Here is a 15,558-nt window from a genome sequence, read left to right on the forward strand (position 1 = left end):
CTTTCGGACGAACACGTTCGAAGGAATCGCACATGTTGACGGCCAATGAACTCGCACTGCTGGAAGCCATCCGGGACAGCGGCAGCCTGTCCCGCGCGGCGGTGAAACTGGGACGCGCACCCTCATCGGTATCTCACGCGGCGCGCCAACTGGAAGAACGGTTCGACGCCTTGCTGTTCGATCGGCGCCGCTACCGCCTGCAATTGACACCGGCCGGCCAGTTGCTGGCCGACGAAGCCGCCCGCCTGATGCTGGACGTGTCGCGGCTGACGCAACGCGTCAAGCAAGTGGCCAACGGCTGGGAAGACCGTCTGCACATCGTCAGCGACGAGATTCTGGAATTCGAATTGATGCTGCCCTTGATCCGCGCGTTTGATCGCCTGGAATCCGGGGTAAGCCTGCGCGTGACGCACGAGGTACTGGGCGGCACCTGGGAGGCGCTGCGTGAAGGCCGGGCCGACCTGATCGTGGGGGCGACGAACGAGCCTCAGTCTATGCCCAATCTTCAGTGGGCGGAATTGGGCGCGATGGAATGGTTGTTCGCGGTGTCGCCGCGCCATCCGCTCGCCAAGCTGAAAGCACCCTTGCGGCAAGACCAGATCCAGCAGCATCGCGCCGTGGTGGTCGCCGACACGTCGCGCGGCGCGGCGGCGCGGGGTTATGGCCGCGTGGGTGGTCAGGCGGTGCTCGCCGTACCCAGCATGCGCGCCAAGATCCTGGCGCAGCGCGACGGGCTGGGCGTGGGCTGGGTGCCGCGCCATCGCGTGGCGTCTTTGCTGGCGCGTGGCGAACTGGTGGAAAAAGTTACCGAGACGCCGCGTGAACCCAACTTGTTGTACCTGGCCTGGCGGGGTGGCCACGAAGGGCGCGCGCTGACGTGGTGGTTGGAGCAGTTGCGCCAGCCAAAGATGGCGCAGGCGCTGATGCGCGGCGTGGATGCGTTTCGTTGAATGCGGCAGCGAGCTGCGACGGCAACATGGCGCGCGTCAGGGGTTACGTAGCGCTGGCAAGCCCTTCGGCCGCCAACGCCGCCCGCACGCTGGGCCGCTCGCCAATGCGGGCCATATAGTCCGCCAGGGCGGGCCAGCGCGCCAGGCTGATGTCGAGGAACGCGGCCCAGCGCAAGACGGTGTACAGGTAGGCGTCGGCCACGCCGAAGCGGTCGTCGACCAGATACGAATGCGGCTGCAAGACGCCCGCCACATAGTCCAGCCGTTTTTCCAGTCGCGCCTGCCACCATTGGCGCGCGTCAGCGGGCAACGCGCGCTTGAACAGCGGCCCGAAGCCGCCGTGGATTTCGGTGCTGATGAAGTTCAGCCATTCCTGCAAGCGGCTGCGCTCCCACGTGCCGTTGGCCGGCGCCAATCCGGCTTCCGGCTTCAAGTCGGCCAGGTACTGCACGATTGCCGGCCCCTCGGTCAGCACCTGCCCGTTGTCACGTTGCAGGGCGGCGACGTAGCCCTTGGGGTTGATCGCCAGGAAATCACCGCCGTCTTCCGTGCGCTTGGTCTGGTTGTTGACGCGCACCAGCGTGAAGGGCAGGCCCAGTTCGCGCAGCACGATGTGCGGCGACAGCGAGCAGGTGTCGGGGGCGTAGTACAGCTTCATCGGTCACTCCTGATTCAACAAGGCGTTCAGCTTGAGGCTGCTCGAGCCATGCGTAAAATTACTTCTTCAAAAATGTGAAATAAGAAGAGCTAATGCCATGATGAACCTGATGCATTGGCGCCTGGTGCTGGCGGTGGCCGACGCCGGCAACATCACGCACGCGGCGGCCGAGGTGGGCATGACCCAGTCCGGCGCCAGCCAGGCCATCGCCAACCTGGAGGACACGCTGGGCGCGCCGCTGTTCACGCGCGAACGCCGGCAGACGTTGCCCACCGCGCTGGGTCTGCGGGTGGCGGACGAAGCGCGCGTCATGCTGGATGCGCTGCGACGCATACAGGATATGGCGCAAGACGCGCGCGGTGCAGCGCGCGGCACCTTGCGGCTGGCCAGTTTTCCGATGGTGTTCTCGACGATTCTGCCGCCCGTGTTGCGGCGCTTTCGGCAATTGCATCCGGCCATCGATGTCGTGTCCCTGGAAGCCAGCGATGACGAAGTTGAAACGCTGCTGGCCGCCAATACCGTGGATGTGGGCGTGGTGCTGAACGCCGCGCCCGACCGGCTCGTGTGCCCGCTTGGCGAGGATGAATGGTTGGCGGTGCTGCCCGCCACGCATCCGCTGGCACGCGCGGGCAACGCCATCGATCTGGCCGAGCTTGCCTGGCAGCCCTTCGTCTTGGCAACGGGCGGATGCAGCGTGCATGCGCAAAGCGTCGCGAATGGCGAGGGCGTGACGATTACGGACGTGCGCGCCACGGTGCGCGACTGGAGCAGCGCGTTTGCGCTGGTGCGCGAAGGCGTGGGTGTGTCGCTGGTGCCCGCGTTGACCTTGCCCGAAAACCGTCGCGGCTTGCGTGTGCTGCGACTCGCTGCGCCGCTTTACCGGTCGTTCGGGCTGGCGGCGTCCGCGCAGTCGGCGGCCAGCGCGCCGGTTCAGGCTTTGTTTGCAATGTTGCAGGGGCGTGCGCCAGGCGGCATTGGGCGCACACCCTGACCCTGGGCCTGTGTGTTTCATGCATGGGCGGATTGGTGCATGCTTACGGCTGATCAGCGATTGGGCAGCAGGCGATCAAGCCGCGCCCAACTCGTCGGCACGAATTCCCATCGCGGCAGACGCCGCGCACAACAGTCCAAAGGACGGGTATGGAAGAGACAACGCAAGACGCGGCCTTGAACTGGCCGCAATTGGTGGACGACCTGAACAAGCTGCTGCGCTTGAAGACCACGGTCATCGGCATGAAGCTGTTCGAGAACGAAGCGGACATGGCCGGCGTGAAAGGCTTGCGTCGGCCGCAAGCCACGCACACCACCGACCAGATCGTCGGCATGGCGGCGCGCTTGGGGTGGACGGTGGGTATCACGGGCGATGATCTTGTCGGGTCGCAATGCCGTGCGGTGATAGGTCTTGGCCCGCAGGACGAAGCCTGGAAAAGCGGCAAGGAGTACGTGGGCGTGTGGCATGCCACCGAAGCCGACGCGCGTGCACGCCAGGAAGCGCTGTCCTGTGTGCCGGCGGGCAAGTACCGGGGCATGGTGGTGTCGCCGCTGGCCTCGGGCCGGCTGGACCCGCCCGACATCTGCTTGGTGTATGCCACACCGGGGCAGATGATCATTCTTATCAATGGCTTGCAGTGGAAGAACTATCGGCGCTTTGATTTCAGCGTGGTGGGTGAAACCGCCTGTGCGGATTCCTGGGGCCGGGCGCTTGCCACGGACGAACCGAGCTTGTCGTTACCCTGTTTCGCCGAACGCCGCTACGGCGGCGTGCCCGATGAAGAAATGCTGATGGCGTTGCCGCCGCGCTATCTGCCGATTGCCATCGAGGGCATGAAGGCCTTGGCCGCCAATGGCTTGCGCTATCCGATTGCGCCTTACGGCATTCAGAACGATGTGCGCGCGGGTATGGGGGTGAGCTATGCGCAACCGCCCGCACGGGGGGATCGCAAGAGGTAGGGGGCGAGAGGTGTCGCAGGCGGAGCTTGCGGCTTGGCGCGTAGGCGCGATGCTTGGGTGCAATGCGTAGGCGCGATGCTTAGGCGCTGGCCCCCAGCGCATCCGCAAACGCACGGGCGGCAGGACCCAGCGGCATGTCGATGCGGTGCGCCAGGTACGTCTCGGTGGCGACCTCGCTGCCGCGTCCCAGGCTCTGCGTGGGCAGGCGCACCAGGCGGCCTTCGGCCAGGTCGCGCTCCACCTGCCAGAGCGGCAGGCGGCCCCAACCCAGGCCCGCCACGATCAATGCATGCTTGGTGTCCTGGCCGCTGACGCGGCAGGTTTGCGGCGACAGCACCGCAAAGTCGCGACCCTCGCTCAAGCTGGACGGATCGGACTGCACGATCTGCAAGTGGTCGGCCAATTCCGGTGCGCCCAGCGCGGCGTCGCCCGTCGCGTGCCGCGCCAACGGATGGTCGGCGCCGACAACGGCCACCATCTGCACCGACGACAAGGCCTGCACGGCGATACGCGGGTGGCGAAAATGTTCGCCCGCAATGATGCCCAGCGTGTGGCTGCCCGACAGCAAGGCATCAATCGGCCCGCCCAAGGGCAGCACGGCCACGCGCGTCGCCACCATTGGATAGGTGGCGCGCATGGTCTTTAGCGCCGCGCCCACCGTGGCGATGGGGAACAGGGTATCCACCACCAGCGAAAGCTCTAGTTCGACGCCCGTGCCCATGCCTTGCGCCCGCGCGCGCATGGCGTCCACGCGCAGCAGAATGTCTCGGGCATTGGCCAGCAGCGCCTGGCCTTGCGGCGTCATCACGGGGCGATGGCCGGCACGGTCGAACAGCGTCACGCCCAATTGCAGTTCCATATTGGCGATGGCGTGGCTGACCGCCGACTGCACGCGCGACAGGCGTCGGGCGGCGGCGCGGAAGCTGCCGGCGTCCGCCACGGCGGCAAACACGCGCAATTGGTCCATGGTCAGGGCGTCTATCATCGGGCGGGCTGGTCAATTCAATGATCTATTCCGTCGATCATTTTCATCGAAAAATTATCACTTCTCAAGATCGCTTCCAGCGGGCATGCTGGCGACCATCGCATGGGTATCGAGGCAGCAATGAATCAGGGTGAAACCCGTTGGGCCGGGGTGCTGGCTATTGTGGGCGCGGGCGTGGTGGCGTCGTTGCAGGTGGGCAAGGTGATCATCGCCGCGCCCTTGTTGCGCCAGGACATGGGCCTGGACCTGGCGTCGGTCGGCACGCTGACGGCGGTGTTTTCCCTTTTGGGCGTAGTGGGTGGTATTGCCGCCGGCGGCGTGATCGCGCGTTTTGGTGCGCGGCGCATGCTGCTGCTGGGCTTGCTGGCCACAGCGCTGGGCACGACCCTGGGCGCGATGGCGCCCAGCTACGGCTTGCTGCTGGCGTCCCGCGTGGTCGAGGGCCTGGGTTTCCTGATGATCACCGTGGCAGGCCCCGCCGCCTTGCAGCGCATGGTGTCGGCGTCCGGGCGGGATTTCGCCTTTGCGCTCTGGAGCTGCTACATGCCGACCGGCATGGCCGTCGCGATGCTGGCCTCGCAGGCGTTTGACCACTGGCAGGCCTATTGGTGGTGCGCAGGTGCGGCGGTGGCCGTGGCGCTGGCAAGCGTGGCGGCGTTGGTGCCCGTGGGGGAGTCCACGACCTCGGCATCGCTGTCTTGGCGCGGCATGCGGCAGGACACCGTCGATACGCTGGGCGCTGCCGGGCCGGTATTGCTGGCCTTGTCGTTCACGCTTTACAGCCTGATGTTCTTCGCGCTGTTCACCTTCCTGCCGGTGCTGTTGATGGAGCAACTTGGCCTGACCTTGGCGCAAGCCGGCCTGTACAGCGCCATCGCCAGCGCCGCCAACATCATCGGCAACCTGGGCGCGGGCGTGCTGCTGGCGCGCGGCTGGCGGCGATCCACCCTGATTGCCTGCGCCAGCGCCACGATGGGCGTTGTGGCGCTGCTGATCTTCCAATCCGTGCTGCCCGCGATGCCGACCTTCCTGCTCTGCGTGCTGTTCTCGGCGGTGGGCGGCCTGATTCCCGCCACCTTGCTCGGCACCGCGCCACTGGTCGCGCCGCGCCCCGCGTTGACGGCGGCCTCGGTCGGGCTGGTGATGCAGGGCAGCAACCTGGGGCAGGTGATCGGACCGGTCACCGTGGGCGGGGTGATAGACCGTTTTGGTTGGGGGGCGGCGTCGTATGTGGTGCTGGCGGCGGCGGTGGGGGGCTTGGTGATCGCGGCCGGTCTACGGCGAGTTCGGGCGGCCCGCTTGTAGGGGCGCAGGCACCGGCACCGGCTTGACGCGCACCGCGCGCAGCACGCCCACCACCAGGCAGGCGATGCCGACCAAGGTCAGAGGTTGGGGCATGGCGCCGCGCAGAATGAAGGCATAGGCCAGCGCGGCCAGCGTTTCGAAAACGATAAGCTGGCCGGCCAGGGCGGTGGGCAGGCGCTGGCTGGCTTCGTTCCAGCACAGCGTGCCCAGCCAGGACGCGAACAGGCCGATGGCGATCATCAGGCCCAGGAATACGTCGGGGCGCGGCCCCAGCGGCATGTCGAACGGGCTGCCGGTAGCGGCCATGCCGGCCCATAGCACCGCGTAGCCCGCCAGCGCCAGCGGCAGGGTGGCCACGCCCTGCGCGGTGGCCCAGGTGCTGGGGCTGCGGTCGGGATGCGCCCGCAGCCAGTCGGCGTTTCGCAGGGGATACCAAGTCCAGCAGGCGACGGCGGCCAGTGTCAGCAAAGCGCCCACGGCGTAGCGCGACAAGTCGGCATCGGCGTCCTGGCGCAGCGCTTGCAGCTCTACCTGGTTGACGCAGCCAATGCCCAGTGCAATCAGGGCCAGCGATGGCGCCAGCCGTTTCCATGGCAGCTTGCCGTCGCGGCGCGCATTGCGCAAGTTGGCGCAGACGGCAATCACGACAGGCAGCGTGCCGATGATCATCGTGGGCACGGGGCCACCCGCGCGCTGGATGGCGCTGGCCAGGCACAGGTAGTAGAGCAGGTTGCCGATGGCGGCGAGTTTCAGCGCCTCGATCCAGTCGGCGCGGCGCAACTGCCGTAGCCGATTGCGGTCCAGCCACGCCAGCGGCAGCGCGATCAAGCCAAACGCCAGGTAGCGCGCCACCGATTGCAGCGCTGCCGGGTATTCCGGCAGCAACAACGGCCCCACGAACACCAGCCCCCACATCAGGCCGGCGGCCAGCGCGTATAGGGTTCCTGCCCACATGCCATGCTCCTGCGTATCGATGCGGGCAGTCTAGCGGCGCGAGCGGGGCGAATCTTGTACCAGATTGCGGTGTGGTTCGCGGCGTGCTTGGGCTTACGCCCGCGCCGGCTTCTGATTTGCGGGGTGGCCGGGCCTACTCACGCGTCTGCTTCTGAGTTGCGGCGTGGCCGGGCCTACTCACGCGTTTGCTTCTGATATGCGGTGGGGTCGGGCCTGCCCGCGCACCTGCTTCTGGTTTGCGCTGGGGCCGGGCCTACCCGCGCACCTGCTTCTGATAGCGGGCGGGCGTGACGCCGTAGCGGCGCGAAAACGCCCGCGTCAGGTGCGCTTGGTCGGTCAGGCCGGCTGCCAGCGCCGCCTGCGCGGGCGGGATGCCCGCAGCCAACAGCCGCTTGGCTTCAAACAGGCGCAAGGCCATCAGCATCTGCTGGGGCGTGGCGTGGTAGTGCGACTGAAAGCGCCGCAGGAAATGAAAGGGGCTTAGTCCGGCGACCGCTGCCAGCTCCTCCAGCGTGAGGCGGCGCGACAGGTTCGCGCGCAGGTAGTCGACGATGGGGGCAAAACGCGGCGCGCCCTCGGACGGCGCATCGCGCGGCACCTGGGCGTGGCGGCGGAATTCACTGAGCAGCGTGTAGAGTGCGCTGTCGAAAGCCAGCGGTTCGCGCGCCTGCCACAAGGAGTCGAGCAGGGCGGTGACGCGCTGTGCGCTGGCGGCGTCATGGCCGACTGCCGTGTTGAACCACCACCCGGCCTCGCCCGACACGCGGGCCACCACGTCGGGGTCGATGTACACCATGCGGTAGCGCCAGCCGCCTTCCGTTTCAGCGCGGCCGGTGTGCAGTTCGTCGGGGTTCATCAGCACGACAGAGCCGGACGGCGCCAGGTGATCGGCGCCTCGATAGCGAAACCGTTCGACGCCGGATTCGATGGCGCCCAGGCCATAGGCTTCGTGCGTGTGCGGTTCGAAGGCGTGTCGGATGATGTGGGCACGGTACAGCTCCACACCGGGTTGATACGCCGCGCGGCGAAATTCGGCGCGGTCGTTGGGATGGTCGAACGCCGCCGGCACGCCCGTCAAGACGGAAGCGCCGGCATCGGACGGGGCGGCAGGCAGGGAACCCATGCTTGGAATTTAAGCACGGCGCAGGGTTGTCGGCCTGTCGGCAAGGCGCGCATCGCGTGGGCGTGCATCGGCTAGCCAGGAATTACCTACGCCTGCATCGCTTGGGCGCGCGCCAACAGAAGCTCGCGTTCGCGGGCGTTGCGGGTCATGCCGGCCGCGCGCTCGAATTCTGTGCGTGCCTCGGCGTTGCGCCCCAGCTTGGCCAGCAGGTCGCCGCGCACGCTGGGCAGCCAGTGGTAGTTGGCCAAGGCGGGCTCGCTGGCCAGCGTGTCGACCAGGTCCAGCCCCGCCTGCGGCCCGAACGCCATGCCCACGGCCACCGCGCGGTTCAGCGCAACCACGGGCGAGGGCGTCAGTTGCACCAGCGCGTCGTAAAGCGCCACGATGCGTGGCCAGTCGGTGTCGGGCGGCGTGGCCGCGCGCGCGTGGCAGGCGGCCAGTTCAGCTTGCAAGGCGTAGGGGCCGGGTGGCCCGCCCAGCGCGGCGGCACGGGTCAATGCGGCCAAGCCGCGCCGTATCAGCAAGGGGTCCCAGCGGCTGCGGTCCTGGTCCATCAGCAGCACCGGCTTGCCGCCAGCGTCCGTGCGCGCATGCAGGCGCGAGGCTTGCAGTTCCATCAGCGCCACCAGGCCGTGGACTTCCGCGTCGTCAGGGGTGAGTTCGGCCAGGATGCGGCCCAGCCGCAGGGCTTCGTCGCACAGCGCCGGGCGCATCCAGTCGTCGCCCGAGGTCGCCGAATAGCCTTCATTGAAGATCAGGTAGATGACTTCCAGCACCGACGCCAGGCGCGCGGCGCGGTCCTTGGCATCGGGTACTTCAAACGGCACATTCGCGGCGGTCAAGCTGCGCTTGGCGCGCACGATGCGCTGGGCAATGGTGGATTCGGATGCCAGAAACGCGCGGGCGATCTCGGCGGTGGACAGCCCGCCCAGCAGGCGCAGCGTCAACGCCACCCTGGCATCGGTGGACAGCACCGAATGGCAGGCGGTGAACACCAGGCGCAGCAGGTCGTCGCCGATGTCGTCCTGGCGGGCGGCGTCCAGGGCGTCGACAAAGTCGGGTTCCACGTCCGCGTGCAAGGCTTCAAGTTCGTGGCCGATCTGCTCGTGCTTGCGGGTGTGCAGCGCATCCAGGCGCAAGCGGTCGCGGGCACGGTTCTTTGCGGTGGTCATCAGCCAGGCTCCCGGGTTGTCCGGCACGCCGGTCTGCGGCCAGCGTTCCAGGGCGGTCACCAGCGCGTCCTGCGCCAGTTCTTCGGCCAGCCCGACGTCGCGCACCAGGCGCGCGACGCCGGCGATGACGCTGGCGGCCTCGATCCGCCAGACCGCCTCGATGGCACGATGCGTGGCCGCCTGCGTCATGCCGCGGGAACCTCGCCGGGCGCCATGTGGACCAGTTCCCAGATGTGGCCGTCCAGGTCTTCGAAGCCATGCGCGTACATGAAGCCGTGGTCTTGCGGCTCGCGCGGCACGGTGCCGCCGGCGGCCCGCGCGCGGGCGACCAGGTCGTCGACTTCGGCGCGGCTTTCGCAAGACAGGCAGATCAGCACTTCGGTTGCCTCTTTGGCGTCCACCAGCGGTTTGCCGGTAAAGCCCTGGAAGAAATCGCGCGTCAGAAGCATGGCGTAGATGTCATCGCTGATGACCATGCAGGCGCCTTGCTCGTTGGTGAAATCCGGGTTGAAGGTGAAGCCCAGCTTCTTGAAGAAGTCCTGCGATTTCTGCATGTCGCCGATGGCGATGTTGACGAATATCTGCTTGTGCATGGCTTTGTCTCCTGAATATCAATGGCTGACGCCGGGAATGTCGCGAAAGCGTTCGACTTGCTGGCTGGGTTCGAAGTCTTCCAGTTCGTACAACTGGCGCACTTCGATCGCGCAGTTCTGGCCGGGGAAGGGTTGCGGAAAGCGCATCGCCCATTGCATGGCTTCTTCGCGCGAGCGCACCTGAATCAGGGTGTAGCCCGCGATCAGTTCCTTGGTTTCCGCGAAAGGGCCGTCCACCACCTGGCGTTGGCCGTCCGCGTATTGCACGCGCCAGCCTTGGGACGTGGGCTTCAAGCCATTGGCGTCCAGCAGCACGCCGGCCTTCATCAGCGCCTCGTGGTAGGTCGCCATCGCGGCAAGCAGGCTGTCGTCCGGCATCAGGCCGGCTTCGCTATCGGGCGTGGCCCGCACAATCATCATGAAACGCATCCGAGTCTCTCCTTGGAGTGGGACTTCGCCGCCCGATCCGGGGTGGATCTTCGGGGGCTTGTAGGGGGACGACGAATGGAAGGCGGTCAGATCGACAGGAATGTCGCGAAGCTAGGGTAAGTACTAGTGCGGCGGGTGCGAGGCGCCCCAAGGGTTGATGACGGAAACCCCGGCGGCTTCAAAGGGCGCCACGTCCCGGGTCGCGACGCTCATGCCGTGCGCGGCGGCCGTGGCGGCGATGTAGCCGTCTGGCCCACGGATGGACTGGCCCGAGGCCCGCGCACGCGCCATCAGCGCGGCGTATTCCAGGCTGGCGGCGGTATCGAAAGCCAAGATGCGCCCGGCAAACAAGGCCAGGACGCGCTGTTCCAGGTCGCCATGCAAGGCGTCGCGCCGTTTGCCCACCGGCATGCAGGCCACGCCAAACCGCAATTCAGCGACGGTAACGGCGGAAAGGAACAGGGTTTCCAGAGGCTGCCGGTCTATCCATTCGATGACGGCGTCGGCGGGCGCTTGGCGTAGCGGCTCCGAGATGACATTAGTGTGCAGCAGAATCATTCAAACCTCGGTGGGGCGGCGGGCACCTTGTCGCGTTGGTCGAACAAGGCGGCTTCCTCGTCGGTGAGCTTGGCCTGGCGGCCGATCTGCGCAAGCAACGAGCCCAGCTTGACGCGCCCTTCAGGCTTGACGGCGTCTTCAAGAATGGCGCGGACCTCGGCTTCGGTGCTTCGGCCATGCTGGGCGGCGCGCACGCGCAGCGCGCGGTGCACTTCTTCAGAGATATTTCTAACGGTCAACATGGGCATGATGCGATCGCTCCTGGTGCAGTCAACGCATGCATCCTAGGAATATGCAGTCACGTGTGCAACCTAAGTTGCCGTGGCCGACCAGGCGCAAGCCTCGGCCCTACATAAAGCAGGGCCCAAGTTCACGGACTTCGACCGTTGCCCATTGCGCAGCCGGGCATTCAGCGGCCAGGGCCAGCGCCTCTTCGCGGGTGTCGCAGGTCAACAGGAAGAAACCGCCGATCATTTCCTTGGCTTCGGCGTACGGCCCGTCCATCAGCGACCGTTCGCCGTCGCGGATTTGCAGGCGCACGCTTTCGGATTCGGATTTCAATGATTCAGCGCTGACGAGCAGGCCGCGGCTTTTCAGGCCTTCGGCGTAGCGCACCATCTGCGCATAGGCCTCGCGGCCTTCGTCGGGCGTGCGCTGTGCGCGCTGGCCTACCGGTTCAACGATCAGCAACATATAGGACATGGCGTTTCCTGGTTCGGGCACTGGGGCGATTGGGCGAAGCTTACCGCCCTTGCCCAGTGCCCCGCCACCCTGACCGTGAGGCTTTTGTCCGCCCTGGAGCGGCACAAACCACGTGCTGATTATTGTGATGCCGCCCGTGCTGGGCGTGTTGTGGGGCCGTCTGATCAGGATCGCGCGGGTGCCGCGTCTGCCTGTGACGCGGACGGCTCGGCGGGGGCTTGGGCGTTCTTCGTGGACGCCTGTTTCGGCGCGATGTCCATGATCAGCTCGACGCGGCGGTTGGCGGCGCGGCCAGCCGGGGTGTCGTTGGATTCGATCGGGCGCGTTTCCGCGTAGCCCACCGCGCGCAGTCGATCGGCGGACACGCCGTCGCGCACCAGTTCGCGCAGCACGCTGGTGGCGCGGCTGGTGGACAGTTCCCAGTTGGACGCGAATTGGCGCGTCTGGATCGGCACGGGGTCGCTGTGGCCTTCCACGGACACCGGGTGCGGGTTCTTGTTCAGGATGACCGCCAGGCGCTTGATCACGTCCAGGCCGGCGGGGCTGAGCGTGGCCTGGCCCGACGGAAACAGCAATTCATTGCTGATCCGAAAGCTCACGGACTGCTCGTTGATGATCACGTCCACCGACTTGCCCAGGTCGTCCAGTCCCAGGGATTCCTTGGACGGGGCGATCAGCGGCGGGGCGGCGTCGGCCACCTTCACGCCGTCTTCGACCGGCGCCGTTTCGGCCGTCTGGACGGCGGCGGCGGGCGGTGCGGGCGGTTCGGCCCAACTGGCGGGAATGGCGACGGCGTCGAATTCCGAGTATTCACCGTCGTACACGGGCAAGCCGGCGGTTGCCAGCGTGCCGACCAGTTCGATGGGCTTGCCAGAGGCTTCAGTGCCCAGGCCGTGCAGGCGCGACACCGCCAGCATCACGACCAGCATCGCCAGCAGCAGGGTGATCAGGTCCAGGTAACTCAGCAGCCAGTTCTCGGCGTCCTGCTCGACCTGTTCCTCGACGTGCCAGCGGGCATAGCGATCCTTGCGGTCGCTTTTGCTGGGCCGCCAGGCGTTCGTGTCCGCGGCTTTCTGGGCGCGCAATTGGGCCTGGCGGGCCAGTTCGATCCGCTGCGCCAGGGAAGGGGAAATCAGGCTCATTGACGCGCGGCGGCTGGGCGGGTGATGGACACGGGCGGGTTGGCGGCGGGGGCGGCGCCTTTGGTGGCGCCTGTGGTGGCCCCCTTGGCCGGCGTTGCCGCCTTGGGCTTGGACGCCGGCGCGGCCGCCACGCCGCCGTCGTAGATTTCGTCTTCGACGTGCAGCACGAAGGAATTCAGCGTTTCACGCACCACGGCCGGGCCGCGCTTTTCGCACATCATGGAGATGCCTTGCAGCACCATGTTCATGGATTCCACGCGGCGCGCGGTGCGGCGTTCCAGCTTCAGCGCGATCGGCTTGCAGATCAGGTTGGCCAGCAAAATGCCGTAGAAGGTCGTCATCAGGCCCACTGCCAGGTGCTGGCCGATCGTCGTCATGCTGCCGTCGCCCAGCACCGCCATCATGTTGATCAAGGCGATCAGCGTGCCCAGCATGCCGAAGGCGGGCGCGAACGTAGCCATCACGCGGAACATCTGCGCTTCGGCCTGTTCGCGGGCGCGCAGTCGAGCCACGCGCCATTGCAGCACTTCAATGATCTGGTCTTCGGGGGTGTTGTCGATGATCAACTGCACGCCGGTGCGCAGGAACGGGTTCGACACCTTCTTGAGTTCTTGTTCGACCTTGTGGACGTCGGTGTTCATCCACAGTTGCGCCATCGTCGCCAGTTCTTCGATGTCGCGCTGCTGGTCGTGCTGGTCGTTGCGGAACACCGTGCGGACCAGCTTGAAGATCCGCAGCACTTCCGGCAGCGGGTAGGCGATGAACAGCGCGGCGCAGGTGCCGCCCAGCACGATGGCCAAGCCCGGCAGGTTGATGTACATGCTGGCGTCGGTGGCGGACAGCGCCACGACGATCACAAGGGTAAGCAGGCCGACGGCGGCGCCGATGAGGGTAGACGGATTCATGGATCTTGCCCGAAGGGAATGGCACGCCGAGCCGGAATGCCGGATTGTCGGGAATTCTAGCCAGCGCGCGCCCAAGTCAATCCGCCGGAAAGCGGGGCGAAAGGGCCGGTAAGCGCCGGCTTAGGCAAGTCGTCAGGATGTGGCCGGTAGCGTCGGAAACGGGGCCGGGTCATGCCGCCGCGGGGGGGTAAATGGGCGGCTGACGGGAAGGGAAGACGGGGGCAAAGCCGGATATGTATATCATGAGCGCTATCTGGCGGCCCGAAGCACGTGGCCGCCTCGCTTTGGAGAAGAATATGACTACCCCCAACGAAAACGTCAGCATGGCGCTTTTCTGCGACTTCGAGAACGTGGCGCTGGGTGTGCGGGACACCAAATACCAGAAGTTCGACATCCGGCCCGTGCTGGAACGCCTGCTGCTCAAGGGCAGCATCGTCGTCAAGAAAGCCTATTGCGACTGGGAACGCTACAAGGAATTCAAGGCCCCCATGCACGAGGCCAATTTCGAGCTGATCGAAATTCCGCACGTGCGCCAATCGGGCAAGAATTCCGCCGACATCCGGCTGGTCGTGGACGCGCTGGACTTCTGCTATACCAAGTCGCACGTCAATACCTTCGTGATCATCAGCGGCGATTCCGACTTTTCGCCGCTGGTGTCCAAGCTGCGCGAGAACAACAAGAAGGTGATCGGCGTGGGCGTGAAGCAATCCACGTCGGACCTGCTGATTGCCAACTGCGACGAATTCATCTTCTATGACGACCTGGCGCGCGAAGGCCAGCGCACCGCCGACGCCCGCCGCGACAACCGTGGTGGCGCCGCTGCCGGCACCGGCCAGCGTCGCACGCCGGACGAAGAACGCCGCCGCAAGGAAGAACTGGAAGCGCGCAAGACCCAGGCCGTGGACATGGTCGTCGAGACCTTCGAGGCGCTGATGGCCGAGCGCGGCGACAGCGGCAAGATCTGGGCATCGGCATTGAAAGATGCGTTGAAGCGCCGCAAGCCGGATTTCAACGAGTCGTACTACGGCTTTCGCGCCTTCGGCAATTTGCTGGACGAAGCGCAGTCGCGCGGCTTCCTGGAAGTGGGCCGCGAAGAAAAGTCCGGCACCTATGTGTATCGCGACAGCATCGACGGCGCGCCGGCCGTGAACCGCTCGGGCAACCTGGGCGGATCCCGGTCGTCGCAAGGCCGCCAGTCGGCACAGGCGGCGCAGGCGGACTCCGACGACACCCAAGCGGGCGTGGTGCAAGAAGAAACCAGTTCGCGGCCTGCCCGCAAATCGCGCGGCGGCCGCAAGTCGGGTGGATCCGGCCGAGGCGCCAGCCATGCGGTCGAGCAAGGCGCGGGCGAAGCGGCGATGGTTGCGCCGTCTGACGTCGCGTCGGACGCGCAGTTGGTCCTTCCGGTTGCCGCGCCCGAGGGTGTGCAAGAGGGGGCGCAGGAAGGCTCGCATATGCCGTCCAATACGCCAGCCACTACGCCGCCCGTATCGTTCCAGGGCGCGGCCCAGGCCGAACGCCAGGCCAACAAGCAAGCCCAGGTGGACAAGCAAGCCGAGGCCGACGACGAAACCGCCAAGGCGCTTGCCCGCGAAGTCGCCAAACTGGAATCCATGCGCGCGGATGCGCTGGCGCGCGCTCAGGCGCCCAAGCCTGTCCAGCCGTCGCGCCTGCCGCCCATGCCGACGCCCTTGCCGCAGGCGCGCCAGCCGCTGCCTGCCGTGAATATTGCGGAATGGACGTTCGTTGAGCCGCCGGCGGACACGCGCCGCGAGGCAGCCGACAAGGCGCCCGCCAAAGTGGCTGACCCGTTCGCGGGCGGAAACGCCAGGCCGGCGGCGGAACCCGCGCCGGCTCCGGCAGCTCCGGCCAAGCGCGGCCGTACTGCCAGCAAGACCACGAAGGCCAAGTCGGCGGAATCCGACGCTGGTCGTCCTGCCCGAGCTGTGGCAACGGAATCGGCCGCAACCAAGTCGGCGGTAACGAAATCGGCGGTAACCGGATCGACGGCAACCGAGGCATCGGCACCGGCTGCTGAACAGCAGGCGGAGGCGCCAGCCAAGCCTGCCCGCAAGACCGCGTCGCGCACCCGCAGCCCCCGCAAGACGGTGGCCAAGGAATCCTGATCTGGG

General features: G+C 66.6%; 17 protein-coding genes. 5 read left to right on the top strand and 12 right to left on the bottom strand.

The window, feature by feature from the left end:
* Positions 1-32 precede the first annotated feature (32 nt).
* Complete coding sequence (locus tag M2361_RS05535; protein ID WP_259246774.1) at positions 33-950, top strand: LysR family transcriptional regulator; 918 nt, start codon at positions 33-35, stop codon at positions 948-950.
* Between the two features lie 43 nt (positions 951-993).
* Here M2361_RS05535 and gstA read toward each other — a convergent pair whose 3' ends face one another.
* Positions 994-1,608 carry a glutathione transferase GstA gene (gene gstA / locus M2361_RS05540; protein ID WP_259246775.1) on the bottom strand — a complete coding sequence of 205 codons (615 nt, stop codon included), beginning with the start codon at positions 1,606-1,608 and terminating at the stop codon, positions 994-996.
* Positions 1,609-1,705: 97 nt separating this feature from the next.
* On the opposite strand from gstA, the gene M2361_RS05545 reads away from it, so the two are divergent.
* Both M2361_RS05545 and M2361_RS05550 read left to right on the top strand, forming a co-directional pair.
* Positions 1,706-2,599, top strand: coding sequence for a LysR family transcriptional regulator (locus M2361_RS05545; RefSeq protein WP_259246777.1), 894 nt, complete (start codon positions 1,706-1,708; stop codon positions 2,597-2,599).
* 149 nt (positions 2,600-2,748) lie between these two features.
* The gene (locus tag M2361_RS05550; RefSeq protein ID WP_259246779.1) at positions 2,749-3,558 is read left to right on the top strand and encodes a DUF169 domain-containing protein; all 810 of its coding nucleotides are present in this window, start codon (positions 2,749-2,751) and stop codon (positions 3,556-3,558) included.
* Positions 3,559-3,637: 79 nt separating this feature from the next.
* Here M2361_RS05550 and M2361_RS05555 read toward each other — a convergent pair whose 3' ends face one another.
* Positions 3,638-4,543 (bottom strand): LysR family transcriptional regulator, encoded by a 906-nt coding sequence (locus M2361_RS05555; protein WP_259246780.1) that lies wholly within the window; start codon positions 4,541-4,543, stop codon positions 3,638-3,640.
* A gap of 120 nt (positions 4,544-4,663) precedes the next feature.
* Here M2361_RS05555 and M2361_RS05560 point away from each other — a divergent pair, with 120 nt between their 5' ends.
* Complete coding sequence (locus M2361_RS05560) at positions 4,664-5,848, top strand: CynX/NimT family MFS transporter (protein WP_259246782.1); 1,185 nt, start codon at positions 4,664-4,666, stop codon at positions 5,846-5,848.
* Here the strand turns inward: M2361_RS05560 and M2361_RS05565 are convergent.
* From M2361_RS05565 to M2361_RS05610, 10 genes are all read right to left on the bottom strand, one after another.
* Complete coding sequence (locus M2361_RS05565; protein WP_259246783.1) at positions 5,819-6,802, bottom strand: DMT family transporter; 984 nt, start codon at positions 6,800-6,802, stop codon at positions 5,819-5,821. The two genes, M2361_RS05560 and M2361_RS05565, sit on opposite strands and share 30 nt — an antisense overlap.
* Positions 6,803-7,055: 253 nt before the next feature.
* A complete protein-coding gene (locus M2361_RS05570; RefSeq protein ID WP_259246784.1) occupies positions 7,056-7,925 on the bottom strand; it encodes an AraC family transcriptional regulator in 870 nt (289 codons plus the stop codon).
* Positions 7,926-8,011: 86 nt separating this feature from the next.
* Positions 8,012-9,286: an RNA polymerase sigma factor gene (locus M2361_RS05575; RefSeq protein ID WP_259246786.1), complete on the bottom strand. Its 1,275-nt coding sequence runs from the start codon at positions 9,284-9,286 to the stop codon at positions 8,012-8,014.
* Positions 9,283-9,690, bottom strand: coding sequence for a VOC family protein (locus tag M2361_RS05580; RefSeq protein ID WP_259246787.1), 408 nt, complete (start codon positions 9,688-9,690; stop codon positions 9,283-9,285). Before M2361_RS05580 ends, M2361_RS05575 begins: the two co-directional genes overlap by 4 nt.
* A gap of 18 nt (positions 9,691-9,708) precedes the next feature.
* Positions 9,709-10,119 carry a YciI family protein gene (locus M2361_RS05585; protein WP_100856033.1) on the bottom strand — a complete coding sequence of 137 codons (411 nt, stop codon included), beginning with the start codon at positions 10,117-10,119 and terminating at the stop codon, positions 9,709-9,711.
* A 123-nt stretch (positions 10,120-10,242) separates the two neighbouring features.
* Positions 10,243-10,677: a type II toxin-antitoxin system VapC family toxin gene (locus M2361_RS05590; protein ID WP_259246789.1), complete on the bottom strand. Its 435-nt coding sequence runs from the start codon at positions 10,675-10,677 to the stop codon at positions 10,243-10,245.
* Positions 10,674-10,925, bottom strand: coding sequence for a FitA-like ribbon-helix-helix domain-containing protein (locus tag M2361_RS05595; RefSeq protein ID WP_259246790.1), 252 nt, complete (start codon positions 10,923-10,925; stop codon positions 10,674-10,676). Before M2361_RS05595 ends, M2361_RS05590 begins: the two co-directional genes overlap by 4 nt.
* A 100-nt stretch (positions 10,926-11,025) precedes the next feature.
* A complete protein-coding gene (locus tag M2361_RS05600) occupies positions 11,026-11,379 on the bottom strand; it encodes a YciI family protein (RefSeq protein ID WP_259246791.1) in 354 nt (117 codons plus the stop codon).
* Between the two features lie 164 nt (positions 11,380-11,543).
* Positions 11,544-12,521 carry an OmpA family protein gene (locus M2361_RS05605; protein WP_259246792.1) on the bottom strand — a complete coding sequence of 326 codons (978 nt, stop codon included), beginning with the start codon at positions 12,519-12,521 and terminating at the stop codon, positions 11,544-11,546.
* Entirely contained in the window at positions 12,518-13,426 is a 909-nt protein-coding gene (locus tag M2361_RS05610; protein ID WP_259246793.1) for a motility protein A, read from the bottom strand. Before M2361_RS05610 ends, M2361_RS05605 begins: the two co-directional genes overlap by 4 nt.
* Positions 13,427-13,722: 296 nt before the next feature.
* Between M2361_RS05610 and M2361_RS05615 the strand changes: the two genes are divergently transcribed.
* On the top strand, positions 13,723-15,552 hold the full coding sequence (locus tag M2361_RS05615; protein ID WP_259246794.1) for an NYN domain-containing protein: 1,830 nt from the start codon (positions 13,723-13,725) through the stop codon (positions 15,550-15,552).
* The last annotated feature ends 6 nt before the right edge of the window (positions 15,553-15,558 follow it).

This window comes from Achromobacter sp. JUb104 (assembly GCF_024806975.1).
Lineage (GTDB): Bacteria > Pseudomonadota > Gammaproteobacteria > Burkholderiales > Burkholderiaceae_B > Achromobacter > Achromobacter spanius.